Genomic DNA, 25385 nt, shown 5'->3' with positions numbered 1-25385 from the left:
GGGCCGCAAGGCCCGTTTTTCTGTTAGTGTTCCAGTTCTAGCTTCCTGGCTTCCGTCGCCTGCTGGCAGTACAGCGCATAGCGTTTACAAAACCAGCTACGATGTTCTTCATCCATATTCCCGGTTATCGCCTGGATATCAACGGGATGGCCCTCAGCCTGCATCCTGGCAAAGCTACGGGCCAGGAAATCGAAATTGTTCAGTGAATACATATTGCTGTTCATGAGCATACCCTCCAGTTATTGAATATCTGCTAAGGCCATATGCTTTTTCTAATTTCAGTATTTCCCTGGATACGAAGTTATTCTGTACATATTGTGCGCAAATCCACTGCGCGGGTTCACAGTTTCCTATGAAATTTAAGAGGGCTTGAAATATGGCGGGTATATCAGGGAAAGAGGCGCTGCGGCTGAAGACTAAAGCGAAAAAAAAGCCGGATTGCGACGCGCAAGCGTCTTATCCGGCCTGTAATCGATACATCCTGTAGGCCGGACGGAACTTCGCTTATCCGGCTATCAGGTCAGAGTTCACTTATCGCTGTCTTTCTGGATCTTCTTGATGATATTGGTCGTTGAGCAGCCATCTTCGAAGTTCAGCACCAGCACTTCACCGCCGTTCGCCCACACCTCTTCGCTGCCCGCAATCTGCTCCGGCTTATAGTCGCCGCCTTTGACCAGCAGGTCCGGCAGAATGCCAGCAATCAGACGCTGCGGCGTATCTTCTTCAAAAGAGACCACCCAGTCGACAGATTCCAGCGCACCCAGCACGATCATACGCTGTTCCAGCGGGTTGACCGGACGCGTTTCGCCTTTCAGACGTTTGGTCGAAGCATCGCTGTTTACCGCCACGATCAGGCGATCGCCCAGCTTGCGCGCATTCGCCAGATAGGAAACATGGCCCGCATGCAGGATGTCGAACACACCGTTGGTCATTACCACTTTCTCGCCGCGCTTGCGGGCGCTGGCAACGGCCTGTTTCAGCTCAGATTCGCTCATCACGCCAAAGCCAGTATCGGCCCGACCGCGCACGGCGTTTTCCAGTTCAATCGGAGAAACGGTAGAAGTCCCCAGCTTACCAACGACAACACCGGCTGCGGCGTTAGCAAAATAGCACGCCTCTTCCAGTGAATTACCCGCCGCCAGCGTCGCCGCCAGCACGCCGATAACCGTATCGCCCGCACCGGTCACGTCATACACTTCCTGCGCCTGCGTCGGCATATGAAGTGGCGATTTTCCCGGTTGCAGCAACGTCATGCCCTGTTCGGAACGCGTGATCAGCAGTGCGGAAAGGTCGAAATCAGCAATCACTTTCATACCGCGTTCAACCAGTTCATCTTCGCTTTTGCACTTGCCCGCCACCGCTTCAAACTCAGACAGATTCGGCGTCAGCAGCGTTGCGCCGCGGTAGCGTTCAAAATCGGTTCCTTTCGGATCGATAAGCACCGGCACCCCCGCCTTACGCGCCAGCGCAATCATCTGCTGCACGCTTGCCAACGCGCCTTTGGCGTAGTCGGAGAGCACCAGAGCGCCGATTGAACCCAGTGCCTGGTTAATACGCTCATGCAGCGGCTGCGGATCCACACCTTCAAAACCTTCTTCGAAATCCAGGCGAATCAGCTGCTGGTTGCGGGAAAGCACGCGCAGTTTGGTGATCGTCGGATGGGTCGGTACAGACACGAAGTCACATTTTACGTTCACATCCGTTAGCGTTTTGCTCAGCGCACGCGCCGCATCGTCAATACCAGTCAGGCCCACCAGACGCGAATTCGCTCCCAGAGAGGCAATGTTCATCGCCACGTTTGCTGCGCCACCGGGACGTTCTTCGATGGTATCCACTTTTACCACCGGAACAGGCGCTTCAGGTGAAATACGGCTGGTAGGACCATACCAGTAGCGATCCAGCATCACATCACCGACAACCATGACTCCTGCACGTTCAAACTCTGGCAGAGTTACTTTCATTCCTGTCTCCTGAGAGATTCTCTGAGTGTCTTAAAATTTGCGCGCGATAATAGCACACTTCACTCGGCAACCAGCCACTTCTGCCAGCTGTCACGCACCAGCGTACGTTCAGCGTCGAAGTGCTCCGGCGCCACATGGCCCGGAAGTTCCTGCAATGCAAGATGGTGAAGTTCATCACGCAGTGTCGTATATGCACGAGTAAGCGCCAGCGCTTCCTGCTCGTCCATAATGTCGTTTTGCGCCAGTAATTCCAGAATGCGCACATTATCCGACCAGCGCGTCAGCTTCGGTTTTTCATGCGCAAAACGCAGCACCAGATACTGCGTAATAAACTCAATGTCGGTGATGCCGCCTTCATCTGCTTTGATATCAAAACGATCGCGATGCTTATTGCCCAAATGGGCACGCATTTTTTCACGCATTTCACGCACCTCGGTCTGCAAGGTTTTCCCATCGCGGACGAGGGTCATGATATCGCGACGAATCGCATCAAACTGAGAGGTCAACTGCGGGTCGCCGTACACTACGCGCGCACGCACCAGCGCCTGATGCTCCCATGTCCAGGCTTCGTTACGCTGATAATCGGCGAAAGCATCGGCTGATGTCACCAGCATCCCCGCCGCCCCGGACGGACGCAAACGCGCATCCACTTCGTACAAAATACCGGACGAAGTGCGGGTACTGAAGAGGTGCATAATGCGCTGCGCCAGACGCAGATAGAACTGTCGCCCGTCAATCTCACGCTCGCCGTCCGTCATCACATCCATCGGACAGTCATGCAGGAAGATCAAATCGAGATCCGAGCTGTACCCCAATTCCCAACCGCCCAGTTTGCCATAGCCGACGACGGCAAAACCACGACCCTCGCGTTCGCCAAGATGGGTGGGTTGCCCGTAGCGTGCGACCATCTGCGTCCACGCCTGCTGGACTACCGCATCAATAATAGCTTCCGCCAGCCAGGTTAAATGGTCGCTCACCTTCATCACCGGCAGCGTACCGGCAATATCAGCCGCGGCAATGCGCAACAGCTGCGTTTGCTTAAACTGGCGCAGTGCCTCCAGTTGCTGCTCTTCGTCATCTTCCGGCACGCGCAGCAAATACTGGCGCAGCTCATCACGGTAGGCGTCCGTCGCGGTGGGTTGATACAGGGTGTTTGGATCCAGCAGTTCGTCGAGCAACAGTGGATACCGCGCCAGCTGGCTGGCGACCATCGGCGAGGCCGCACAGAGAGAAATCAGATGCTTAAGCGCTCCGGGAAATTCGCTCAGCAGTTCCAGATAAGTCGTACGGGTAACGATCCCCACCAGCAGAGGGGTAATGCGCGACAGCGGTACTGAAGCGTCATCACGCGAACAGACATCGCTCAGCAGATGCGGCATTAAATGATCCAGCACCTGGCGTCCGCGTGGGCCAATGGTGCGTTTATCCAGCTCTTTGCGGAAATCGGCTATCAGAGACAGCACGCGCCGGCGATCGTCATCCGCCAGATGCGTCAGCACCGGCGTGGTGTCATCTTCCTGTAAGGCGTCCTGCCACAGTTCGCGCCACTGTTCTGAGAGCGATTCTTCCTGGGTTTCGGCTTCGTCATCGCCAATCAGCTCATTAAATACCCGGCGCACGTTGTCCATATGATTGGCCAGTACATCGGTTAACTGCTGCCAGTCATCAACGTTCATTCCCCACGCCAGCCGCGCGCGATTCAGTTCATCGCCAGGCAGCGTTTGGGTCTGTTCATCATTGATGCTTTGCAGCAGGTTTTCCAGGCGGCGTAAATAGAGATAGGCTGCTCGCAGTTGTTCCGCATCGGTATCAGACAGCAGATGCAGCGCATTGATGGCGCTAAGCGTCGGTAACAGCGAGCGGGATTGCAGCGACGGCTCGCGCCCACCGCGAATCAGCTGGAATACCTGCACGATAAATTCGATTTCACGAATACCGCCCGCCCCCAGCTTGATGTTGTCTTTCAGGCCACGGCGGCGCACTTCACGCGCAATCATCCCTTTCATGTTACGCAGCGACTGGATCACGCTGAAATCAATATAGCGGCGGAAGACAAAAGGCCGCAGCATGGCGCGAAGTTCGCTGACGTAAGTGCCGTCTGCATCGCCCATAATGCGAGCTTTGACCATCGCATAGCGTTCCCAGTCGCGCCCTTGTTCCTGATAATAATCCTCCAGCGCAGAGAAGCTCAGTACCAACGGGCCGCTGTCGCCAAACGGGCGTAAGCGCATATCCACCCGATAGACAAACCCATCCATTGTAGGCTGATCTAATACCTTGATGAGCCGCTGGCCCATGCGGGTAAAGAACTGCGCGTTATCCAGCTCGCGTCGCCCACCCTGTGTGCTGCCGTGTTCCGGCCAGGCGAAAATCAGGTCGATATCGGAGGAAAAATTCAGCTCGCCGCCACCCAGTTTCCCCATGCCTAAAATCAGCAGCGGCTGCGCAACACCTTCAGAATTGCAGGGCGTTCCCCACTCGCGACAGCAGGCGGCGTATAACCAGTCACGCGCGGCGATAATCAGCGTTTCAGCCAGATGGCTTAGCTGCTGCAAAATACTCTCTTCCGTCACCAGCGACAGCGTCTGTGCCCAGGCGATACGCACCATAATGCGACGGCGAAACAGGCGTAACTCACGCATCAGCGTGTTTTCGTCACTAACGTCAGCCAATGCTTGCTGTAACCAGTCGGCATAGTGTTGCCATTCATCCGCCAGGGGTGGAGCGCTTTCCAACTCAGCCAGCCATTCGGGATGGGCAATAATGCTGTCACGGACAAAATCACTGAATGTAAGTACTGACTTCGCCTGAACGCTAAGCGAGGACTCAGATATTGCTGCTGGCAGCCGCTCAACAACGGTCGGCCAGTACTGCTGTAACGGTGAAGAGAGCTGCTTCATTTACGGGTTATCCTTTGAATGGTGCCGGATGCGTCTTTTCGCCTTATCCGGCCTACATGACAGTTACACACATCGCGTAGGCCTGATAAGCACAGCGCCATCAGGCATCCCGGCCTCGGCCCTGATTAACGTTTTCCGCTATGCAGCCAGAACGGCTCCAGTGCAATCGCCTCGTTACGGAAGTGTTCAATTTCAATATATTGGTTGGCCGCAATGGCGTGGCGCAAACCCTGCCAGTTGGCGATCCATTCTGATGCGACATTTTCGTCGTAGTATCCCGCCAGCATCAGCATGCTATCAATGTTGCGCGTCAAACGTGGAAGCTGATCGGCGTACTGATCGCCCAGCGGCTGCGCAAAAGCGGTTTTCAGCTCAGCGGCATGGCGTGAAAGATGGGTATCAGAGAAGCGCTTAAAGGAGTCGGCAATTTTTCCCTGCGCCTTCGCATCAAGGAATGGCTGCCATCCTTTGGTCACCAGCCATTCGGTCAGCGCCAGCTTGGCCATTGCCGTTTGCGTGCTGTAAACCGCCGAAATGGCAGAAACGTCCGACGCAATGATCGCTTCCGACTGGGTCAATAAATCACGTAAGTGAGCGCTCGCTTTTCGTGGCACATTGCCGCCAAACAGCATCAGAATGTGGCGCACCAGGCCCATTGCCGCCAGCACCTCGGCTTTCGCCCCTTTGACGCCGCGCACCCACAGCTCCTCATGGTACTGCCACTGTGATAATGCCAGCTCCAGCGCCGCTTCCAGCCCCTGTTCAATGCTCGCCTTCGCCGGAACCTTCAAAATACGCGTCGGTTTGAGTTCGCGCGGCGCATTCCCCTGAGCCAAATGATAACCGCGCGCTGCTTTGCTCAAGCTACCCTGGCGTAAACCGGTTTGCGAAACCAGCTGGTTTGCCAGCTTCAGTACCGCACGGGTATCGCCGCTTAGCAGTTCAAGTTCAAGCTCACAGATAGGTTCTGCAAACTCGCCCGCTTTCACTTCCCCCAGATCGAGGGCCATTTCAATCCGGCTGCCATCAACATCAACCAACCATTTCTCACGGAAAAAATCGGTGCTGAACAACGGCTGCACTTGAGAAGCAAGTTCAGCGGGCAGCTCACCATCAGGCCAGACTTCCGTTGGGAACAAGGTGAGATCCAGCTCAGGCGCGTTTAGCGCAACGTTATATTCCGGCCGCTGATGCAGTCCGCCCGTCACGCGTCCGGCAATTTTCATGGTCATTTCGTAATGGCCGTTTTCACCGCGAATACGCAGCCCCATATCGTGACCACGCAACCACGCATCCGGCGTTTCGTAGTAGATATTCAGCAACTGGCTGGGCGCATGATGCTCTCCCCCCAGCGTATTCAGACGTTCACGTAGCGCATCTACAGCGTCACTATTAACGATAAATTTTAATTCGATTTCCTGGGCCATGGTCTTGTACTTATGGGTTATGTCACAGTTGAGAAAACTGACTGCGAACTAAGTTCGTTCTTTATGGTCAGTAGATAGTATTTTGCGCCAAATTGCCATGCAACGAGCAATTTGACGGGCGTAAAAGTTTCGAGTGGTGGCAAAAAGGACACAGATGATTCCGATTGATGTCGAATGCTTTGCGTAGAGACACTGATGCCACTACTATCGTTCCACTTTCTATGACAATAACGACAGCCTGATGCCAAAATTACGCCTGATTGGATTAACTTTACTCGCACTTAGCGCCACTGCAGTCTCTCATGCCGAAGAAAAGCGCTATGTCTCTGACGAACTGAACACCTGGGTCCGCAGCGGTCCGGGAGATAATTATCGCCTCGTGGGTACGGTTAACGCCGGCGAGGAAGTCACGCTATTACAGACCGATGCCAACACTAACTACGGTCAGGTGAAAGACAGCACCGGACGTACCGCCTGGATCCCACTGAAAGAGCTGAACAGTACGCCGAGCCTGCGTACCCGCGTTCCCGACCTGGAAAACCAGGTTAAGACCTTGACCGATAAGCTCAATAATATCGATACCACGTGGAACCAGCGCACCGCCGATATGCAGCAAAAGGTCGCGCAAAGTGACAGCGTGATCGACGGGCTGAAACAAGAAAACCAGAAGCTGAAAAACGAGCTTATCGTGGCGCAAAAGAAGGTCAGCGCAGCCAATCTTCAGCTTGATGACAAACAGCGCACCATCATCATGCAGTGGTTTATGTACGGTGGCGGCGTGCTGGGTCTTGGTCTGCTGCTCGGCCTGGTTCTGCCACACATGATACCAAGCCGTAAACGCAAAGATCGCTGGATGAACTGAATCGCCTTCTCCGCCACACTGACATATGATTAAGGGATCATAGTTTTCAAAAGGAAAGTGGCGTGAAGATTTATCTGGTCGGGGGTGCTGTTCGGGATGCGTTATTAGGGCTACCGATTAAAGATAAAGATTGGGTTGTTGTTGGCGCCACGCCGCAAGAGATGCTCGACGCGGGCTACCAGCAGGTAGGCCGCGATTTTCCCGTGTTTCTGCATCCGCAAACCCGTGAAGAGTATGCGCTGGCACGTACCGAACGTAAGTCAGGCTCGGGGTATACCGGGTTCACCTGCTATGCCGCCGCAGATGTCACGCTGGAGGCCGATCTTCAGCGTCGTGACCTGACCATCAACGCAATGGCCCGCGATGACGACGGGGAGATTATCGACCCGTATAACGGACGCGACGATCTGGAAAACCGTCTGCTGCGCCATGTTTCATCTGCCTTTAGCGAAGATCCGCTGCGCGTGCTGCGCGTGGCGCGTTTTGCTGCCCGCTATGCGCACCTCGGTTTTCGTATCGCTGAAGAAACCATGACGCTGATGCGTGACATGACCGCCGCTGGTGAACTGGAACATCTGACACCAGAGCGGGTGTGGAAAGAAACCGAAGGCGCATTAACCACCCGTAACCCACAGATATTTTTTCAGGTCCTGCGCGACTGCGACGCACTGCGCGTCCTGTTTCCGGAAGTGGATGCTTTGTTTGGCGTTCCTGCCCCCGCGCAGTGGCATCCGGAAATCGACACCGGCATTCATACGCTGATGACGCTGTCGATGGCAGCCATGTTAAGTCCGGAAGTCGATGTGCGTTTTGCTACGCTGTGCCACGATCTTGGCAAGGCATTGACGCCTAAAGCGCTGTGGCCGCGCCATCATGGTCACGGTCCGGCAGGTGTTAAGCTTGTTGAACAACTGTGCCAGCGCCTGCGCGTACCGAATGACATCCGTGATTTAGCCAAACTGGTTGCCGAGTTCCACGACCTCATTCATACCTTCCCGATCCTGCAGCCGAAAACCGTCGTTAAGCTGTTTGATTCCATCGATGCCTGGCGCAAACCGCAGCGCGTGGAGCAAATCGCCCTCACCAGCGAGGCCGATGTGCGTGGGCGAACCGGTTTTGAAGCGGCAGATTATCCGCAAGGCAGGCTATTGCGTGAAGCCTGGCAGGTTGCGCAGGCAGTGCCAACGAAAGACGTCGTTGAGGCGGGATTCAAAGGTCAGGCAATTCGTGAAGAACTGACCCGGCGTCGCATCGCGGCGGTGGCCAGTTGGAAGGAGCAGCGGTGCCCGAAAGCGTAGACACTGCGTTGTCGGATGCGCTGTGCTTATCCGGCCTGCAGGTTCGAAACGGATATAACCCGTAGGCCGGATAAGGCGGAACGCCGCCATCCGGCACCACGGTAAGTCATCAGAAGAACACGACGTAAACGGCAGCCGCCACAATGAAGCGGTAAATCGCAAATGGAATGAACGAGATGCGTTTAATCAGCTGCAGGAAGGTTTTGATCGCTACCAGCGCCACGATAAACGCCGTCACAAATCCGACTGCAAACATCGGGATATCTGATGCACTGAGGAAAGACCAGCTCTTGTAGAGATCTAACGCCGTCGCGCCCATCATCATCGGCACCGCCAGCAGGAAAGAAAACTCAGAGGCCGCGTAACGACTCACGCCCATCAGCATACCGCCAGAAATCGTCGCCCCGGAGCGAGAAAAGCCCGGCCACAGCGCCAGACACTGGAAACAGCCAATCATAAACGCCTGGCGATAGGTCATATCATCAAGACCCGGCGCGCGCGGCTCTTTCGGCTTCAGGCATTCTGCGGCAATCAGCAGTACACCACCCACCACCAGCGCATACATCACGTTGATTGGGTTAAACAGCGATTTGATGGTGTCGTGGAATATCAGCCCCAGTACAACGGCTGGAATCATCCCCAACAGAATATGTCCCAGCGTCAACCGACCTTTGCCAGTGCCTTCATGCGGAGCCTTGCCGAAGTGAATGCCAATCAAACCAAACAAACGTCGCCAGAACATCACCACGACTGCCAGAATAGAACCTAGCTGGATAACCACCTCGAATGTTTTTGCGGTATCACCCTCAAAACCCAACAGGTGGCCAACAATAATCATATGGCCGGTACTGGAAACGGGTAAAAATTCCGTCAATCCTTCGACCACACCCAAAATTGCCGCCACCAGCAGCGAGTGCATATCACTCATTAATAAACCCCTAGATAGAGAAACCACGGCAAAAAAGAGCCGACGAAAGGACCCTTTTATACCCGTTTGTTTTAGAAATTATTAAATTAATTATTTTCTTTCAGATTATTGCCACGCTCAATGATAACCCCGACGTTCGCCGCACGGGCTACCGCGCCAGGTTTACTGAGTTTGATCCGTACCCAGGGAGAATTAAAGCGGCTAAGCAGGAGATCTGCCACCTCTTCCGCAACCCGTTCTACCAGCGCAAAGCGCCCACCTTCCACATGATTAACAACCGTTTGAGCAATATCAGCATAGCTCAGGCAATCAGCCACATCATCGCTTTTAGCTGATTTACGGTTATCCCAAGCCATTTCGATATCGAACACCAACCGTTGTTCGATCGTTTGTTCCCAGTCGTAAACACCAATAGTGGTGATTACAGAAAGTTGCTCTATAAATACAATATCCATCACGACCTGCCTGCTTTTTGGCTAACCCGGATACCACTTCCGGCGAAATATGCGTATTATCCACAGAAGTAGCGTTTTACACGACATTTTCAAAACGGAACAGCTTATGAGTGCAATCGCGCCTGGAATGATTATCTTCGCGTACCTCTGTGGCTCAATTTCCAGTGCTATTCTGGTATGCCGCCTTGCTGGATTGCCGGACCCGCGCGACAGCGGCTCTGGGAATCCGGGCGCGACAAACGTGCTGCGCATCGGTGGCAAGGGAGCCGCCGTCGCGGTACTGATTTTCGACGTCCTGAAAGGTATGTTACCCGTCTGGGGGGCCTATGCGCTAGGCGTCAGCCCCTTCTGGCTGGGATTGATCGCAATCGCCGCCTGTCTGGGCCACATTTGGCCGGTATTTTTCGGCTTTAAAGGTGGCAAAGGCGTTGCCACCGCTTTTGGCGCGATAGCGCCGATTGGTTGGGACTTAACCGGCGTGATGGCCGGGACCTGGCTGTTGACCGTCTTATTAAGCGGCTACTCGTCGTTAGGCGCTATCGTCAGCGCGCTGATCGCCCCTTTTTACGTCTGGTGGTTCAATCCCCAGTTCACTTTCCCGGTTTCCATGTTGTCGTGCTTAATTCTGCTTCGTCACCATGACAACATTCAGCGTCTGTGGCGTCGTCAGGAGCCAAAGATCTGGACCAAGCTGAAGAAAAAACGCGAACGAGACCCCGAGTGATTTTATTGTCGGATAGCGACGCAACGGCGTCTTATCCGGCGTGGGGGATGTGATACCCCTCCATCGGTTTGCCTAATCGGTTCTGACACCACGTCGCCAGAAACTCCACGCACACGCGCAGCTTCACGCTGCGATACAGTGGTTCCTGATAAACCGCCCAGATATTGGCGCTTTGCGCATAGTCTGGCAGCACACGCACCAGTTCACCGCTGGCCAGAAACGGCTGCACATCCCATTCAGAACGCAACATAATCCCTTTTCCCTGTAGCGCCCACTGCAACACAATCTCACCGCTGTTAGAGGAAAGATGTCCCGCCACCTTGACCGACTTTTTCTCCTGACCATTGTCCAGTTCCCACACCCCGTGAGTCATATCGCGTTCTTTAGTGACCAGACAATCATGACGACTTAATTCCTGTAACGTCGTCGGCTGACCGTATTTTTGTAAATAGGCCGGGGCCGCACACAATATTCTTTTGTTTTTCGTTAACAAATGCGCAATATAATAATCCGGAATCTCGTCATTAATACGAATATCCAAATCGATATTATCCTGTGCCAAATCGATTTGCCGATCGTAAAGTTCAAAATGCACCTGTAATTCAGGGTAGCTATGCATCAATTCTGTAATTGCTGGTGCAATATAACTGCGCCCAAAGCCAAAACTACAGCCGATACGAATCATCCCTGCCGGGCGCGTTTTGAGTTGCGTAACGTCATCGACCAGATGCTGATAGCCCGCGAGGATCGCCTGCGCATGTTCATAGCAACGTTGACCACTTTCCGTGAGCGCCACGCCACGCGCGGAGCGGCTTAGCAGCGTCGTCCCCAGCGTAGACTCAAGGATCTGAATGCGTTTCGTCACAAACGCGGGCGTTTGCCCCAGCGTCGCGGCGGCGGCGCTGAAGCTGCCGCTATGCACAATTTCAACCAGCACCTGCAGATCTTTCGCCAGGGGATACGTGTTCAGCATGATCGGTCTATCCGTAATGTTGTTCACCGCAGTGTAATTCCCTCATACATATTAAACCCTGCCTTTGCGCAATTTTTATTGCCTTATCCGGACATCATTCACGAACTGTTAATTGGATATTCACAGTGGCAAATAATATAAAACCACATTTTTAGTGGTAGTTTGTCACGGAGAATTTATTTCCAGATAAATAAAAGAACTGGAGTTAACAAGATGAGCAATCAAAATAACCAAAATGCGATAAATACGCTGACGAACATTGTCGCCGATTTTACCGCCATGATTTCTACCCGCATGCCCGACGACGTCGTGGATAAATTAAAACAGCTGCGTGAAGGCGAAACCTCGCCGATGGGTAAAATCATTTACCACACCATGTTTGACAACATGCAGAAAGCTATCGACCTGAACCGCCCTGCCTGTCAGGACACCGGTGAAATTATGTTCTTCGTGAAGGTCGGTTCCCGTTTTCCGCTACTGGGAGAACTGCAAAGCATCCTGAAGCAGGCCGTTGAAGACGCCACGGTAAAAGCGCCGCTGCGCCATAACGCGGTCGAGATTTTTGACGAAGTGAATACCGGCAAAAATACCGGTACCGGTGTGCCGTGGGTCACCTGGGACATCATCCCTGATAACGATGACGCGGAAATCGAAGTCTACATGGCAGGCGGCGGCTGTACGCTGCCGGGACGCTCGAAGGTGTTAATGCCTTCTGAGGGCTACGAAGGCGTGGTGAAATTTGTTTTTGAAAATATCTCCACGCTGGCAGTCAACGCCTGTCCGCCGGTGCTGGTGGGCGTCGGTATTGCCACCTCCGTAGAAACCGCCGCCGTGCTTTCTCGTAAAGCGGTGCTGCGCCCTATCGGCTCACGTCATCCGAATCCGAAAGCGGCCGAACTGGAACTGCGTCTGGAAGAAGGACTTAACCGTCTGGGCATTGGTCCGCAAGGGTTGACCGGTAACAGCTCGGTGATGGGCGTGCATATTGAATCCGCCGCCCGCCACCCGTCGACTATCGGCGTTGCCGTCTCTACCGGCTGCTGGGCCCACCGTCGCGGCACGCTGTTGGTTCATGCTGACCTCTCCTTCGAAAACCTGTCTCACACCCGGAGCGCGTTATGAAAAAGATCCTCACAACCCCGATCAAAGCCGAAGATCTGGCAGACATTCGCGTTGGCGATGTCATTTACCTGACCGGTACGCTGGTGACCTGCCGTGACGTTTGCCACCGCCGCCTGATCGAACTAAAGCGCCCGATTCCTTATGACCTGAACGGCAAAGCTATTTTCCACGCGGGCCCGATCGTACGTAAGAACGGTGAAAAATGGGAAATGGTCTCCGTCGGCCCAACCACCAGCATGCGTATGGAAGCGTTTGAGAAAGACTTTATCGAGCAGACGGGTGTCAAGCTGGTGGTCGGCAAGGGCGGCATGGGACCGCTGACGGAAGAAGGCTGCAAGCAGTTTAAAGCGCTGCACGTTATCTTCCCGGCAGGCTGCGCAGTCGTGGCGGCAACCCAGGTTGAAGAGATCGAAGAGGTGCACTGGACGGAACTCGGCATGCCGGAATCTCTGTGGGTGTGTCGGGTAAAAGAGTTCGGCCCGCTGATCGTTTCCATCGATACCCACGGCAATAACCTGATCGCTGAAAACAAAAAGCTGTTCGCTGAACGTCGCGACCCTATCGTCGATGAAATCTGCGAGCACGTGCACTACATCAAATAACCCTCCCGGAGAGGCGCTACGCCTCTCCCCTTTCGCAGGGATACAACAATGGCACCTTTAGCTGGTTGGTGGCGATACCTGGCTCCGCTGGTGGTCATCGCCATTATTGCTGTTCTGCCCGTTCCCACCGGTCTTGAGAGCCACACCTGGCTCTATTTTGCCGTCTTTACCGGTGTGATTGTGGGACTTATTCTGGAACCTGTACCGGGCGCGGTGGTGGCGATGATTGGTATTTCGATCATCGCCGTCCTATCACCGTGGCTACTGTTCAGCCCGGAGCAACTCGCGCAGGACGGTTTTAAATTTACCGCCAAATCGCTGTCGTGGGCGGTATCTGGATTCTCAAACTCGGTCATCTGGCTGATCTTCGCGGCCTTTATGTTTGGTACTGGCTATGAGAAAACCGGACTTGGTCGGCGTATCGCGCTAATGCTGGTGAAAAAGATGGGGCACCGGACGCTGTTTCTCGGCTATGCGGTGATGTTCTCTGAGCTTATCCTCGCTCCCGTCACGCCTTCCAACTCCGCGCGCGGGGCCGGAATAATCTACCCGATTATCCGCAACCTGCCGCCGCTGTATAACTCACAGCCCAATAGCGCCAGTTCACGCTCCATTGGCTCGTACATCATGTGGATGGGGATTGTCGCCGACTGCGTTACCAGCGCTATTTTCTTAACGGCAATGGCGCCGAACCTGCTGTTGATAGGCCTGATGAAAGGCGCATCCCACACGGCGCTGAGCTGGGGCGACTGGTTCTTAGGCATGTTGCCACTGAGCATTTTGCTGGTGCTGATTGTGCCGTGGCTGGCGTACGTGTTGTATCCACCGGTGCTGAAATCCGGCGATCAGGTTCCACGCTGGGCGGATACCGAACTAAAAGCGATGGGACCGCTCTGCGCTCGCGAGAAAAAGATGCTGGTGCTGATGGTCGGCGCACTGGTGCTGTGGATCTTCGGCGGTGATTATATTGACGCCGCGATGGTCGGATACAGCGTGGTAGCGTTGATGCTGGTACTGCGCATCATTAGCTGGGATGACATCGTCAGCAATAAAGCCGCATGGAACGTCTTTTTCTGGCTGGCCTCGCTGATAACACTGGCCACCGGGCTCAATAACACCGGTTTTATTACCTGGTTCGGTAAGCTGCTGGCAAACGGGCTGAGCGGTTATTCGCCGATGATGGTGATGGTAGCGCTCATCGTAGTGTTCTATCTGCTGCGTTACTTCTTTGCCAGCGCCACGGCCTATACCTCCGCCCTCGCGCCGATGATGATTGCCGCCGCGCTGGCGATGCCGGAAATCCCGCTACCGGTCTTCTGCCTGATGGTCGGCGCCGCCATTGGTCTGGGCAGCATTCTGACCCCGTACGCCACCGGCCCTAGCCCTATCTACTACGGCAGCGGCTATTTACCAACGGCGGATTACTGGCGACTCGGTGCTATTTTTGGCCTGATTTTCCTCGTGCTGCTGGTGATTACCGGTCTGGTCTGGATGCCCCTCGTTTTACTGTAAAACCCTGGTGGGGCGGCGTATCGTCGCCCCTTTATCCATAAGCTTCTCATATGATCGATTTCCCGATGCGCTGAGGCATACTTTTTTGTATGCAAACACCCTCATGCTGATAGGGGAAACGCCCTGGACACAGTTGCGCACGAGACACTCACACGGGGCTGGCAGGCCGAACTGGATCTGCATTTTACCCGCACCGGGCACAAAACGGTGCTCGCCTCGGCGCGTCATCATGGTCCACTGACGGTTCAGCGCCCATTTTACCCCGAAGAAGACGTCTGCCATCTTTATCTGCTTCATCCACCGGCGGGGATCGTCGGCGGAGATGAGCTCCATATCGCCGTAACGCTCGACGAATACAGCCACGCCTTAATCACCCAGCCTGGCGCGGGAAAGTTTTACCGCAGTCGTGGACCACAGGCATTACTGCGCCAGCATTTTACCCTCACTCCTCACGCGACGCTGGAGTGGCTACCGCAGGATACGATCCTCTTTCCCGGCGCCAACGCCGCTATTCAGACCGTCTTTCATCTGACATCCGCAAGCCGCCTGCTGGCCTGGGATCTGCTGTGTCTCGGACGCCCTGTCATGCAGGAAACTTTCAGCCACGGCACGCTGCAAAATCGCCTGGAAGTGTGGCGAGATGGGCAGCCGCTGCTGATAGAACGCTTGCAGTTGCAGGAGGGGAATCTGAGCGGCGTCGCACATCATCCCTGGGTCGGTACGTTACTGTGTTATCCGGCCAGCGAGCACATGCTGGAGGGCACGCGCGAGCGGCTTACGGCGCTTGGCGATTACGCTGGGGCAACGCTTAACGACTCGCTGCTGACAATCCGTTTTCTTACTGACGACAACCTGATTGTTCAGCGCGTTATGCGTGACATCTGGCAATTTCTGCGCCCGCTGCTGACACACAAAGCGCCCGTACTCCCGCGCATCTGGCAAACCTAAGAGAACCCTAATGGAACTGACCCCCAGAGAAAAAGACAAGCTGTTGCTGTTTACCGCCGCGCTGGTGGCGGAACGTCGCCTGGCCCGCGGGCTGAAGCTGAACTACCCGGAATCGGTGGCGCTGATTAGCGCTTTCATCATGGAAGGGGCACGCGACGGGCAAACCGTAGCCGCGCTGATGGAGGACGGGCGTCACGTCCTGCGCCGCGATCAGGTGATGGAAGGCGTACCGGAGATGATCCCGGATATTCAGGTTGAAGCCACATTTCCGGACGGATCGAAGCTGGTCACTGTCCACAACCCGATCGTCTAAGGAGCGGCAATGATCCCCGGTGAATATCAGATCGCAAAAGGCAGTATCGCACTTAATCAGGGGCGAGAGATCTGCACGATCGTGGTGGAAAATCATGGCGACAGACCCATCCAGGTGGGATCGCACTACCACTTTTACGAAGTGAACCCGGCGCTGCGCTTTGACAGGCTGGCCGCACGCGGCTTTCGTCTGAACATTGCTGCGGGCACGGCAGTGCGTTTTGAGCCGGGACAAAAACGCGAAGTCGAACTGGTACGCGTTGCTGGCGCACAAAGGATCGTAGGTTTTCGCAGCGAAGTGATGGGCGCGCTGGAGGCAGATAATGAGTGATATTTCCCGGCAGGCGTACGCCGACATGTTTGGCCCAACCACCGGCGATAAAGTGCGCCTGGCGGATACCGACCTGTGGATCGAGGTGGAAAAAGATTTCACCACCTACGGCGAAGAGGTCAAATTCGGCGGCGGAAAAGTGATCCGCGACGGCATGGGCCAGGGACAAATGCGCGCCGATGCATGCGTGGATCTGGTGATAACCAACGCGCTGATCGTCGACCACTGGGGGATCGTGAAAGCGGATATCGGCATCAAAAACGGCAGGATCTTCGCTATCGGCAAAGCAGGTAATCCCGATATTCAACCCAACGTGACGATCCCGATAGGCGTGGGAACTGAAGTCATCGCCGGGGAAGGCAAGATCGTCACTGCGGGCGGCGTGGATACGCATATTCACTGGATCTGCCCACAGCAGGCGCAGGAGGCGCTGGTTTCCGGCGTGACGACGATGATCGGTGGCGGTACCGGTCCGGCGGCAGGCACTCACGCCACCACCTGCACACCGGGTCCGTGGTACATCGCGCTCATGCTGCAGGCGGCAGACACGTTACCGGTTAACATCGGTTTGCTGGGCAAAGGTAACGGCTCAAACCCTGACGCCCTGCGCGAGCAAATCAGCGCGGGCGCAATTGGCCTGAAGATCCATGAAGACTGGGGCGCCACGCCTGCCGCTATCGACTGCGCGCTGACCGTGGCCGACGAGATGGACATCCAGGTCGCGCTGCATAGCGATACGCTCAACGAGTCCGGATTTGTTGAAGATACGCTGGCGGCGATTGGCGATCGCACCATTCATACTTTTCACACCGAAGGCGCGGGCGGCGGCCATGCGCCGGATATCATCACCGCCTGCGCGCATCCGAATATTCTGCCCTCCTCCACTAACCCGACGCTGCCCTATACCGTCAACACCATTGACGAGCATCTCGACATGCTGATGGTTTGCCACCACCTCGACCCGGATATCGCCGAAGACGTGGCCTTTGCCGAATCCCGCATTCGCAGGGAAACAATCGCTGCCGAAGATGTGCTGCATGACATTGGCGCGTTTTCCCTGACCTCATCCGATTCACAGGCGATGGGGCGCGTGGGCGAAGTGATCCTACGTACCTGGCAGGTGGCGCACCGCATGAAGGTTCAGCGTGGCCCGCTGGCAGAAGAAACCGGTGACAACGACAACCTGCGCGTTAAACGCTACGTCGCCAAATACACCATCAACCCGGCGCTAACCCACGGTATCGCCCATGAAGTCGGCTCCATTGAGCCTGGCAAACTGGCCGATCTGGTGCTGTGGTCGCCCGCCTTTTTTGGCGTAAAACCGGCGACGATCGTCAAGGGCGGGATGATCGCCTGTGCGCCAATGGGCGACATCAACGCCTCGATCCCCACCCCGCAGCCGGTGCATTACCGCATGATGTTCGGCGCACTTGGCGCAGCACGGCACCACACGCGACTGACCTTTATTTCGCAGGCCGCTGACGTGCAAAACATCCCACAGCAGCTCAATCTGCAAAGCGCCATCGCCGTCGTCAAAGGCTGCCGGACGGTGAAAAAGGCCGACATGATCCACAACGGCCTGCAACCCAATATCACCGTCGATGCTCAGACTTACGAGGTGCGTATTGATGGCGAACTGATCACCAGCGAACCGGCGGACGTTTTGCCGATGGCGCAACGCTATTTTCTGTTTTGAGGAGTGACGATGATCTACCTGACCCAACGCCTTGACCACACCCACCGCGTTACTGCAAGCGTCACGCTGCCCATTGATGTTCGGGTAAAAAGTCGCGCCAGAGTGGCGCTGAATGACGGTCGCGAAGCCGGGCTGATGCTACCGCGTGGTTTGCTGCTACGCGGTGGCGATCTGCTGAGCACCGAAGATGGCCGCGAAGTGATCGAAGTGATCGCCGCGCCGGAGTCGGTTTCCGTGGTGCGCTGCGCCGATCCTTTCCTGCTCGCCAAAGCCTGTTATCACCTCGGCAATCGCCACGTTCCACTGCAAATTCTGCCGGACGAACTGCGCTACCACCACGATCATGTGCTGGACGACATGCTGCGCCAGTTCAACCTTGAGGTGACATTCGCCCAGTTGCCATTTGAACCTGAAGCAGGCGCTTATGCCAGTGAATCACACGGGCATCATCACGGCCATGCGCACTGATGCATAACAGCCAACAGCTACGTCTGATGCAGCTCGCCAGCAGCGCTCTCCCGGTGGGGTCGTTTACCTGGTCCCAGGGTCTGGAGTGGGCGGTGGAAATCGGCTGGGTGAAAAGCGTCGATGACTTCTCTGCCTGGCAAATCCAGCAGATGGAGCAGAACTTTTTTACCGTCGACCTACCGCTGCTGGCGAGACTGTATCGCGCCTGCGAGCAGGACGATCTTACCGCTGCACGCCGCTGGAGCGCTTACCTGTTGGCCTGTCGCGAAACCCGCGAATTGCGGGATGAAGAACGCAGTCGGGGTGCGGCGTTTACGCGGCTGGTCACCGACTGGGAGGCGGATTGCTCGCGAGAGTGGCGCACCCTCTTCGCCGACAGCCAACTCTGCGGCATGGCCTGGCTGGGCGTACGCTGGAAAATTCCCCTGACGGAGCTGGCGTTAAGCCTCGGCTACAGCTGGATTGAGAGCGCTGTCATGGCTGGCGTCAAGCTGGTTCCTTTTGGACAACAGGCGGCCCAGCGTTTGATTATTGCGCTCAGCGATCGCTATGCGCAGGGCCTGGCACAGGCGCTGGCGACGCCTGACACCAGCCTCGGCTCCGCAACGCCGTTGGCCGCTATCGCCTCTGCCCGGCATGAAACCCAATATTCCCGATTATTCCGCTCCTGAGGAGAAAAAATGAGTAACTACAAGCATCCCCTGCGTGTGGGCGTTGGCGGCCCGGTTGGCTCGGGCAAAACGGCGCTGCTGGAAGCGTTATGCAAAGCCATGCGCAGCAGCTATCAGTTGGCGGTGGTGACCAACGATATCTACACCAAAGAAGATCAGCGCATTCTCACCGAGGCGGGCGCACTGGAGCCTGAACGGATTGTCGGCGTGGAAACCGGTGGCTGCCCACATACCGCCATCCGTGAAGATGCGTCGATGAATCTGGCCGCCGTAGAAGCGCTGAGCGAGAAATTCGGCAATCTGGATCTGATTTTTGTGGAAAGCGGCGGCGATAATCTGAGCGCTACCTTCAGCCCGGAACTCGCGGACCTGACGATCTATGTGATCGACGTTGCTGAAGGCGAGAAGATCCCGCGTAAAGGTGGTCCGGGGATCACCAAATCCGATTTTCTGGTGATCAATAAAACCGATCTGGCTCCTTACGTCGGCGCATCACTGGAGGTGATGGAGCGCGATACCTTGCGCATGCGCGGCGAGCGTCCATGGACGTTTAGTAATTTAAAATCTGGAGAAGGCCTGGAAAAAATTATCGCGTTTCTGGAAGAGAAAGGAATGCTGCGGATGTAGTGAGAATTATCGCCGGGTGGCGGCTTCGTCTGACCCGGTCTACGGTTTTTTTGCCCGGTAAACACAGCGCCACCGGGCAAATAACTTATGCTGCCGGTAATTCCGCCAGCGGCCAGCGTGGACGCACGGTCACGCCAAGATCCGCCGTTGCCCCCGCTTTAAAGCGCACCATGCCAGCGTAGGCGATCATCGCCCCATTATCAGTGCAAAATTCCGGACGCGCGTAAAACACTTCGCCACGACGTTTTTTCATCATCTCAGCCAGTTTTGCGCGCAGCGTACGGTTCGCGCTCACGCCCCCCGCCATCACCAGACGTTTAAAACCGGTTTGATCCAGTGCGCGTTTGCACTTGATCATCAACGTATCGACCACCGCATCTTCAAACGCACGGGCGATATCAGCGCGGGTCTGGTCGTCATTTTCGTTATTGCGAATGGTATTCGCGGCAAAGGTTTTCAGGCCGGAGAAGCTGAAGTCCAGCCCCGGACGGTCGGTCATCGGACGCGGGAAGACAAAGCGTTTTTCAACGCCTTGCGAAGCCAGCTTTGACAGCATTGGGCCGCCAGGATAATCCAGCCCCAGCAGCTTGGCGGTTTTGTCGAACGCTTCTCCAGCGGCATCATCAATCGATTCGCCGAGTAATTCATACTGACCGATACCGGTGACGCTGATCAGCTGCGTGTGACCGCCGGAAACCAGCAGCGCGACGAATGGGAATGCAGGCGGATTATCTTCCAGCATTGGCGCCAGCAGATGCCCTTCCATGTGGTGCACAGGAATTGCCGGTACGCCCCAGGCGAACGCCAGCGAACGTCCTACGGTTGCGCCAACCAACAGCGCGCCAACCAGACCAGGACCTGCGGTATACGCCACCGCATCGATCTCTTTTGCCGTCAGTCCCGCTTCTTTCAGCGCGGCCTGGATCAACGGTACGGTTTTACGTACGTGATCGCGCGAGGCCAGTTCTGGCACCACGCCGCCGTAGTCAGCATGTAATTTCACCTGACTATACAATTGGTTGGCTAAAAGACCTTTTTCATCGTCGTAAATGGCGATGCCGGTTTCATCGCAGGATGTTTCAATACCCAGTACACGCATGACTTGTTTTACCTCGCTCTATTACCGCGCAGTGTAGGACCAATGCGGGTTGATGTAAAACTTTGTTCGCCCCAGGAGTTTCGCTCGTGTATACTCCTTGTCCTTATAAAAGTCCCTTTCAAAATCGCGTCGGTGCTTTACAAAGCAGCAGCAATTGCAGTAAAATTCCGCACCATTTTGAAATAAGCTGGCGTTGATGCCAGCGGCAAACCGAATTTATTAAAGGTGAGAGTTACATGCCGGTAATTAAAGTACGTGAAAACGAGCCGTTCGACGTAGCACTGCGTCGCTTCAAGCGTTCATGCGAAAAAGCAGGTGTTCTGGCGGAAGTTCGTCGTCGTGAGTTCTATGAAAAACCGACTACCGAACGTAAGCGCGCTAAAGCTTCTGCTGTGAAACGTCACGCGAAGAAACTGGCTCGCGAAAACGCACGCCGTACTCGTCTGTACTAATCTATTGAGAGCCAAAGCTCTCAATTCAGACTGAGTTGTAGTTGTAAGGCCGTGCTTCCGGAAGGAATGCGCGGCTTATTTTCGTTTATACACGTCATCATTCAAGCTGCCTCAGTGTTGGCTGCAGTCGCTCCCCCCAGTCACGTACTGCTGTACGCACCTGAGGATTCGCTTCCTTGCCGCCTTGATGCATCCTGAATGATTTTGTGTATATGAGTCATCAAAAAACAGGGGCTTATGGCTGGACGAATTCCTCGCGTTTTTATCAATGACCTGCTGGCAAGAACCGACATCGTCGATCTCATCGACGCGCGGGTAAAGCTGAAAAAGCAGGGCAAAAATTATCACGCGTGCTGTCCGTTCCATAACGAAAAAACCCCCTCTTTCACCGTAAACGGTGAAAAACAGTTTTATCACTGCTTTGGGTGTGGCGCGCATGGCAACGCCGTCGACTTTCTCATGAACTACGACAAGCTCGAGTTTGTGGAAACCGTCGAAGAACTGGCCGCAATGCACAACCTTGAAGTGCCCTATGAAGCAGGCAGTGGCCCCAGTCAGATAGAGCGCCATCAACGGCAAAGCCTTTATCAATTGATGGACGGCCTGAACACTTTTTATCAACAGTCTTTGATGCAGCCCGCCGCTACCCCTGCGCGCCAGTACCTGGAAAAGCGAGGATTAAGTAGCGACGTTATCACCCGTTTTGCTATTGGTTTTGCGCCCCCCGGCTGGGACAACGTCCTGAAACGGTTTGGTGGCAATGCTGAGAATCGCAAATCGCTGGTCGATGCGGGGATGTTGGTCACCAACGATCAGGGACGCAGTTACGATCGCTTCCGCGAACGGGTGATGTTCCCCATCCGCGACAAACGTGGTCGGGTCATTGGTTTTGGTGGACGCGTGCTGGGCGATGCCCTGCCGAAGTATCTGAACTCCCCTGAAACCGATATTTTCCATAAAGGTCGCCAGCTGTATGGCCTTTATGAAGCCCAGCAGGATAACGCCGATCCACAGCGCCTGTTAGTGGTAGAAGGCTATATGGATGTGGTAGCGCTGGCGCAATACGGCATTAACTACGCCGTGGCATCCCTTGGGACGTCAACCACCGCCGATCACATCCAGCTGTTGTTCCGTGCGACGAACAACGTAATTTGCTGTTACGACGGCGACCGTGCCGGACGCGACGCAGCATGGCGCGCGCTGGAAACCGCACTGCCCTATATGACAGACGGACGCCAGCTACGCTTTATGTTTTTACCTGACGGTGAAGACCCCGATACGCTGGTGCGTAAAGAAGGGAAAGAGGCTTTTGAAGCTCGGATGGAGCAGGCGCTGCCGCTCTCCGCGTTTTTATTTAACAGCCTGTTGCCGCAGGTGGATTTGAGTACCCCGGACGGACGCGCACAGCTCAGCACGCTGGCATTACCGCTGATTACTCAGGTACCAGGCGAAACGTTGCGCATTTACCTGCGACAGGAGTTGGGAAACAAGCTCGGCATTCTGGATGACAGCCAGCTTGAACGTTTAATGCCAAAACTGGCAGAAAATGGGGCTTCCCGCCCTGTTCCACAGCTAAAACGTACGACCATGCGTATACTTATAGGGTTGCTGGTACAGAATCCGGATTTGGCCCCGCTGGTTCCACCGTTAGGCGCACTGGATAGCAATAAGCTACCTGGACTTGGCTTATTCAGAGAACTGGTCAACACTTGTCTGGCTCAGCCAGGTCTGACCACCGGGCAACTTTTAGAACACTATCGTGGCACAAATGATGCTGCGACCCTTGAAAAACTGTCGATGTGGGACGATATAGCAGATAAAGATATCGCGGAAAAAACCTTCACCGACTCACTCAACCATATGTTTGATTCGATGCTTGAACTGCGCCAGGAAGAGTTGATAGCTCGTGAGCGCACACACGGTTTAAGTAGCGAAGAACGCCGGGAACTCTGGACACTGAACCAGGAACTGGCCAAGAAATAACAGAAAGACAAAAGTATTTAACGGCTTAACTGCCGAATATCGATCGGGAAGCCCCCGACAGCCGCACGGAGAGGCAGCGGCAAAATATAAGTATGCCCTCGTTTTGCCGTTGGCGGTTTTACCGCCCAACACCAATCAAACGAATTAAGTGTGGATACCGTCTTATGGAGCAAAACCCGCAGTCACAGCTGAAGCTTCTTGTCCAACGTGGTAAGGAGCAAGGCTATCTGACCTATGCCGAGGTCAATGACCATCTGCCGGAAGATATCGTCGATTCAGATCAAATCGAAGACATCATCCAAATGATCAATGACATGGGTATTCAGGTGATGGAAGAAGCACCTGATGCCGATGATCTGCTGCTTGCTGAAACCTCCAACAGCACCGATGAAGACGCGGAAGAAGCGGCTGCCCAGGTTCTGTCCAGCGTTGAGTCCGAAATCGGTCGTACAACTGACCCGGTCCGCATGTACATGCGTGAAATGGGTACCGTTGAACTGTTAACCCGTGAAGGCGAAATCGACATCGCTAAACGCATCGAAGACGGGATTAACCAGGTTCAATGCTCCGTTGCCGAATACCCGGAAGCTATCACCTACCTGCTTGAGCAGTACGATCGCGTAGAAGCTGAAGAAGCACGTCTTTCCGATCTGATCACTGGCTTTGTCGATCCAAACGCGGAAGAAGACATGGCGCCAACGGCGACCCACGTCGGCTCTGAACTCTCTCAGGAAGAGATGGATGACGATGAAGACGAAGATGAAGAAGAAGACGACGACAGCAGCGATGACGACAACAGCATCGACCCTGAATTAGCGCGTGAAAAATTCGGTGAACTGCGTACTCAGTACGAAATCACTCGCGACACCATCAAAGCGAAAGGCCGCAGCCATGCTGCCGCGCAGGAAGAAATTCAGAAGCTGTCCGAAGTGTTCAAACAGTTCCGCCTGGTGCCGAAGCAGTTCGACTACCTGGTAAACAGCATGCGCGTCATGATGGACCGCGTGCGTACTCAGGAACGTCTGATCATGAAGCTCTGCGTTGAGCAGTGCAAAATGCCGAAGAAAAACTTCATCACCCTGTTCACTGGCAACGAAACCAGCGAAACCTGGTTCAACGCGGCAATCGCGATGAACAAACCGTGGTCTGAAAAACTGCACGATGTTGCAGATGACGTTCACCGCGGCCTGCAGAAACTGCAGCAGATTGAAGAAGAAACCGGCCTGACCATCGAGCAGGTTAAAGACATCAACCGTCGCATGTCCATCGGTGAAGCGAAAGCCCGCCGTGCGAAAAAAGAGATGGTTGAAGCGAACTTACGTCTGGTTATCTCTATCGCTAAAAAGTACACCAACCGTGGCCTGCAGTTCCTGGATCTGATTCAGGAAGGCAACATCGGTCTGATGAAAGCGGTTGATAAGTTTGAATACCGTCGTGGTTACAAGTTCTCCACCTATGCAACCTGGTGGATCCGTCAGGCGATCACCCGTTCGATCGCGGATCAGGCGCGTACCATCCGTATCCCGGTACATATGATTGAGACTATCAACAAGCTCAACCGTATCTCCCGTCAGATGCTGCAAGAGATGGGCCGTGAGCCGACGCCAGAAGAACTGGCTGAGCGCATGCTGATGCCGGAAGACAAGATCCGTAAAGTGCTGAAAATCGCTAAAGAGCCTATCTCCATGGAAACGCCGATCGGCGACGATGAAGATTCGCATCTGGGTGATTTCATCGAGGATACCACCCTCGAGCTGCCGCTGGACTCTGCGACCACCGAGAGCCTGCGTGCCGCAACGCACGATGTTCTGGCTGGCCTGACCGCTCGTGAAGCGAAAGTCCTGCGTATGCGTTTCGGTATCGATATGAACACCGACCACACGCTGGAAGAAGTGGGTAAACAGTTCGACGTTACCCGCGAACGTATCCGTCAGATCGAAGCGAAGGCGCTGCGTAAACTGCGCCACCCGAGCCGCTCTGAAGTGCTGCGTAGCTTCCTGGACGATTAATCTCGCCGCATAAGCATAAACGCCA

Annotated in this window: 24 protein-coding genes; 16 read left to right on the top strand and 8 right to left on the bottom strand. The window is 54.9% G+C overall.

All coding sequences use genetic code 11. The annotated features are described in order from the left end of the window. Positions 1-23: 23 nt before the first annotated feature. The 4 genes from glgS to OGY83_RS19315 all read right to left on the bottom strand — a co-directional run bounded on the left by glgS (position 24) and on the right by OGY83_RS19315 (position 6288). Positions 24-230 (bottom strand): cell surface composition regulator GlgS, encoded by a 207-nt coding sequence (gene glgS, locus OGY83_RS19330; protein WP_123267894.1) that lies wholly within the window; start codon positions 228-230, stop codon positions 24-26. Between the two features lie 297 nt (positions 231-527). Then, positions 528-1961, bottom strand: coding sequence for a bifunctional D-glycero-beta-D-manno-heptose-7-phosphate kinase/D-glycero-beta-D-manno-heptose 1-phosphate adenylyltransferase HldE (gene hldE, locus OGY83_RS19325; protein WP_003828429.1), 1434 nt, complete (start codon positions 1959-1961; stop codon positions 528-530). Between the two features lie 59 nt (positions 1962-2020). Next, entirely contained in the window at positions 2021-4861 is a 2841-nt protein-coding gene (glnE, locus tag OGY83_RS19320) for a bifunctional [glutamate--ammonia ligase]-adenylyl-L-tyrosine phosphorylase/[glutamate--ammonia-ligase] adenylyltransferase (RefSeq protein ID WP_286636674.1), read from the bottom strand. A 125-nt stretch (positions 4862-4986) separates the two neighbouring features. After that, positions 4987-6288 carry a CYTH domain-containing protein gene (locus OGY83_RS19315; RefSeq protein WP_286636673.1) on the bottom strand — a complete coding sequence of 434 codons (1302 nt, stop codon included), beginning with the start codon at positions 6286-6288 and terminating at the stop codon, positions 4987-4989. Positions 6289-6529: 241 nt separating this feature from the next. On the opposite strand from OGY83_RS19315, the gene OGY83_RS19310 reads away from it, so the two are divergent. Both OGY83_RS19310 and OGY83_RS19305 read left to right on the top strand, forming a co-directional pair. Continuing rightward, positions 6530-7150 carry a TIGR04211 family SH3 domain-containing protein gene (locus OGY83_RS19310; RefSeq protein ID WP_003828434.1) on the top strand — a complete coding sequence of 207 codons (621 nt, stop codon included), beginning with the start codon at positions 6530-6532 and terminating at the stop codon, positions 7148-7150. A gap of 62 nt (positions 7151-7212) precedes the next feature. Continuing rightward, complete coding sequence (locus OGY83_RS19305; protein WP_286636672.1) at positions 7213-8448, top strand: multifunctional CCA addition/repair protein; 1236 nt, start codon at positions 7213-7215, stop codon at positions 8446-8448. 109 nt (positions 8449-8557) lie between these two features. Here OGY83_RS19305 and bacA read toward each other — a convergent pair whose 3' ends face one another. Further along, the gene (gene bacA / locus OGY83_RS19300; protein WP_003828439.1) at positions 8558-9376 is read right to left on the bottom strand and encodes an undecaprenyl-diphosphate phosphatase; all 819 of its coding nucleotides are present in this window, start codon (positions 9374-9376) and stop codon (positions 8558-8560) included. An 86-nt stretch (positions 9377-9462) separates the two neighbouring features. Beyond that, on the bottom strand, positions 9463-9831 hold the full coding sequence (gene folB, locus OGY83_RS19295; protein ID WP_003024659.1) for a bifunctional dihydroneopterin aldolase/7,8-dihydroneopterin epimerase: 369 nt from the start codon (positions 9829-9831) through the stop codon (positions 9463-9465). A gap of 106 nt (positions 9832-9937) precedes the next feature. On the opposite strand from folB, the gene plsY reads away from it, so the two are divergent. Continuing rightward, positions 9938-10555: a glycerol-3-phosphate 1-O-acyltransferase PlsY gene (gene plsY, locus OGY83_RS19290; protein ID WP_003828443.1), complete on the top strand. Its 618-nt coding sequence runs from the start codon at positions 9938-9940 to the stop codon at positions 10553-10555. Positions 10556-10586: 31 nt separating this feature from the next. Here the strand turns inward: plsY and ttdR are convergent, their stop codons facing one another. After that, entirely contained in the window at positions 10587-11528 is a 942-nt protein-coding gene (gene ttdR / locus OGY83_RS19285; RefSeq protein WP_079939810.1) for an L-tartrate utilization transcriptional activator TtdR, read from the bottom strand. A 213-nt stretch (positions 11529-11741) separates the two neighbouring features. Here ttdR and ttdA point away from each other — a divergent pair, with 213 nt between their 5' ends. From ttdA to ureG, 10 genes are all read left to right on the top strand, one after another. Continuing rightward, positions 11742-12650: a L(+)-tartrate dehydratase subunit alpha gene (gene ttdA, locus OGY83_RS19280; RefSeq protein ID WP_003828445.1), complete on the top strand. Its 909-nt coding sequence runs from the start codon at positions 11742-11744 to the stop codon at positions 12648-12650. Continuing rightward, the gene (ttdB, locus tag OGY83_RS19275) at positions 12647-13252 is read left to right on the top strand and encodes a L(+)-tartrate dehydratase subunit beta (RefSeq protein ID WP_003828447.1); all 606 of its coding nucleotides are present in this window, start codon (positions 12647-12649) and stop codon (positions 13250-13252) included. Before ttdA ends, ttdB begins: the two co-directional genes overlap by 4 nt. A 48-nt stretch (positions 13253-13300) precedes the next feature. Beyond that, the gene (locus OGY83_RS19270) at positions 13301-14764 is read left to right on the top strand and encodes an anion permease (RefSeq protein ID WP_286636669.1); all 1464 of its coding nucleotides are present in this window, start codon (positions 13301-13303) and stop codon (positions 14762-14764) included. A 123-nt stretch (positions 14765-14887) separates the two neighbouring features. Continuing rightward, the gene (locus OGY83_RS19265) at positions 14888-15712 is read left to right on the top strand and encodes an urease accessory protein UreD (protein WP_286636767.1); all 825 of its coding nucleotides are present in this window, start codon (positions 14888-14890) and stop codon (positions 15710-15712) included. 10 nt (positions 15713-15722) lie between these two features. After that, the gene (locus tag OGY83_RS19260; protein ID WP_003024678.1) at positions 15723-16025 is read left to right on the top strand and encodes an urease subunit gamma; all 303 of its coding nucleotides are present in this window, start codon (positions 15723-15725) and stop codon (positions 16023-16025) included. A 9-nt stretch (positions 16026-16034) separates the two neighbouring features. Then, the gene (locus tag OGY83_RS19255; RefSeq protein ID WP_071446135.1) at positions 16035-16355 is read left to right on the top strand and encodes an urease subunit beta; all 321 of its coding nucleotides are present in this window, start codon (positions 16035-16037) and stop codon (positions 16353-16355) included. Next, entirely contained in the window at positions 16348-18051 is a 1704-nt protein-coding gene (ureC, locus tag OGY83_RS19250) for an urease subunit alpha (protein WP_286636668.1), read from the top strand. Before OGY83_RS19255 ends, ureC begins: the two co-directional genes overlap by 8 nt. Positions 18052-18060: 9 nt before the next feature. After that, on the top strand, positions 18061-18519 hold the full coding sequence (gene ureE, locus OGY83_RS19245; protein ID WP_194211405.1) for an urease accessory protein UreE: 459 nt from the start codon (positions 18061-18063) through the stop codon (positions 18517-18519). After that, positions 18519-19190, top strand: a complete 672-nt coding sequence (locus tag OGY83_RS19240; protein WP_286636665.1) for an urease accessory protein UreF — start codon at positions 18519-18521, stop codon at positions 19188-19190. The genes ureE and OGY83_RS19240 overlap by 1 nt, the downstream gene beginning before the upstream one ends. A 9-nt stretch (positions 19191-19199) precedes the next feature. Further along, positions 19200-19817, top strand: coding sequence for an urease accessory protein UreG (gene ureG, locus OGY83_RS19235; RefSeq protein ID WP_003828463.1), 618 nt, complete (start codon positions 19200-19202; stop codon positions 19815-19817). Between the two features lie 85 nt (positions 19818-19902). Here the strand turns inward: ureG and tsaD are convergent, their stop codons facing one another. Further along, positions 19903-20916, bottom strand: coding sequence for a tRNA (adenosine(37)-N6)-threonylcarbamoyltransferase complex transferase subunit TsaD (gene tsaD / locus OGY83_RS19230; protein ID WP_286636664.1), 1014 nt, complete (start codon positions 20914-20916; stop codon positions 19903-19905). 236 nt (positions 20917-21152) lie between these two features. Here tsaD and rpsU point away from each other — a divergent pair, with 236 nt between their 5' ends. The 3 genes from rpsU (at position 21153) to rpoD (ending at position 25360) form a co-directional block, all read left to right on the top strand. Beyond that, positions 21153-21368: a 30S ribosomal protein S21 gene (rpsU, locus tag OGY83_RS19225; protein ID WP_001144069.1), complete on the top strand. Its 216-nt coding sequence runs from the start codon at positions 21153-21155 to the stop codon at positions 21366-21368. Positions 21369-21605: 237 nt separating this feature from the next. Then, positions 21606-23351: a DNA primase gene (dnaG, locus tag OGY83_RS19220; protein WP_038633998.1), complete on the top strand. Its 1746-nt coding sequence runs from the start codon at positions 21606-21608 to the stop codon at positions 23349-23351. A gap of 164 nt (positions 23352-23515) precedes the next feature. Next, complete coding sequence (gene rpoD, locus OGY83_RS19215; RefSeq protein ID WP_048213265.1) at positions 23516-25360, top strand: RNA polymerase sigma factor RpoD; 1845 nt, start codon at positions 23516-23518, stop codon at positions 25358-25360. Positions 25361-25385 lie beyond the last annotated feature (25 nt).

The sequence above is a fragment of the Citrobacter sp. Cpo090 genome (assembly GCF_030332665.1).
GTDB lineage: Bacteria > Pseudomonadota > Gammaproteobacteria > Enterobacterales > Enterobacteriaceae > Citrobacter > Citrobacter portucalensis.
The sequence above is the reverse complement of the archived record's forward strand: the minus strand, read 5'-3'. Positions and strand labels throughout refer to the sequence as shown.

Coding starts and splice junctions, on each gene's coding strand:
- glgS (WP_123267894.1), bottom strand. CDS start 230: ATGCTCATGAACAGCAATATGTATTCACTGAACAATTTCGATTTCCTG.
- hldE (WP_003828429.1), bottom strand. CDS start 1,961: ATGAAAGTAACTCTGCCAGAGTTTGAACGTGCAGGAGTCATGGTTGTC.
- glnE (WP_286636674.1), bottom strand. CDS start 4,861: ATGAAGCAGCTCTCTTCACCGTTACAGCAGTACTGGCCGACCGTTGTT.
- OGY83_RS19315 (WP_286636673.1), bottom strand. CDS start 6,288: ATGGCCCAGGAAATCGAATTAAAATTTATCGTTAATAGTGACGCTGTA.
- OGY83_RS19310 (WP_003828434.1), top strand. CDS start 6,530: ATGCCAAAATTACGCCTGATTGGATTAACTTTACTCGCACTTAGCGCC.
- bacA (WP_003828439.1), bottom strand. CDS start 9,376: ATGAGTGATATGCACTCGCTGCTGGTGGCGGCAATTTTGGGTGTGGTC.
- folB (WP_003024659.1), bottom strand. CDS start 9,831: ATGGATATTGTATTTATAGAGCAACTTTCTGTAATCACCACTATTGGT.
- plsY (WP_003828443.1), top strand. CDS start 9,938: ATGAGTGCAATCGCGCCTGGAATGATTATCTTCGCGTACCTCTGTGGC.
- ttdR (WP_079939810.1), bottom strand. CDS start 11,528: ATGCTGAACACGTATCCCCTGGCGAAAGATCTGCAGGTGCTGGTTGAA.
- ttdA (WP_003828445.1), top strand. CDS start 11,742: ATGAGCAATCAAAATAACCAAAATGCGATAAATACGCTGACGAACATT.
- ttdB (WP_003828447.1), top strand. CDS start 12,647: ATGAAAAAGATCCTCACAACCCCGATCAAAGCCGAAGATCTGGCAGAC.
- OGY83_RS19270 (WP_286636669.1), top strand. CDS start 13,301: ATGGCACCTTTAGCTGGTTGGTGGCGATACCTGGCTCCGCTGGTGGTC.
- OGY83_RS19260 (WP_003024678.1), top strand. CDS start 15,723: ATGGAACTGACCCCCAGAGAAAAAGACAAGCTGTTGCTGTTTACCGCC.
- OGY83_RS19255 (WP_071446135.1), top strand. CDS start 16,035: ATGATCCCCGGTGAATATCAGATCGCAAAAGGCAGTATCGCACTTAAT.
- ureC (WP_286636668.1), top strand. CDS start 16,348: ATGAGTGATATTTCCCGGCAGGCGTACGCCGACATGTTTGGCCCAACC.
- ureE (WP_194211405.1), top strand. CDS start 18,061: ATGATCTACCTGACCCAACGCCTTGACCACACCCACCGCGTTACTGCA.
- OGY83_RS19240 (WP_286636665.1), top strand. CDS start 18,519: ATGCATAACAGCCAACAGCTACGTCTGATGCAGCTCGCCAGCAGCGCT.
- ureG (WP_003828463.1), top strand. CDS start 19,200: ATGAGTAACTACAAGCATCCCCTGCGTGTGGGCGTTGGCGGCCCGGTT.
- tsaD (WP_286636664.1), bottom strand. CDS start 20,916: ATGCGTGTACTGGGTATTGAAACATCCTGCGATGAAACCGGCATCGCC.
- rpsU (WP_001144069.1), top strand. CDS start 21,153: ATGCCGGTAATTAAAGTACGTGAAAACGAGCCGTTCGACGTAGCACTG.
- dnaG (WP_038633998.1), top strand. CDS start 21,606: ATGGCTGGACGAATTCCTCGCGTTTTTATCAATGACCTGCTGGCAAGA.
- rpoD (WP_048213265.1), top strand. CDS start 23,516: ATGGAGCAAAACCCGCAGTCACAGCTGAAGCTTCTTGTCCAACGTGGT.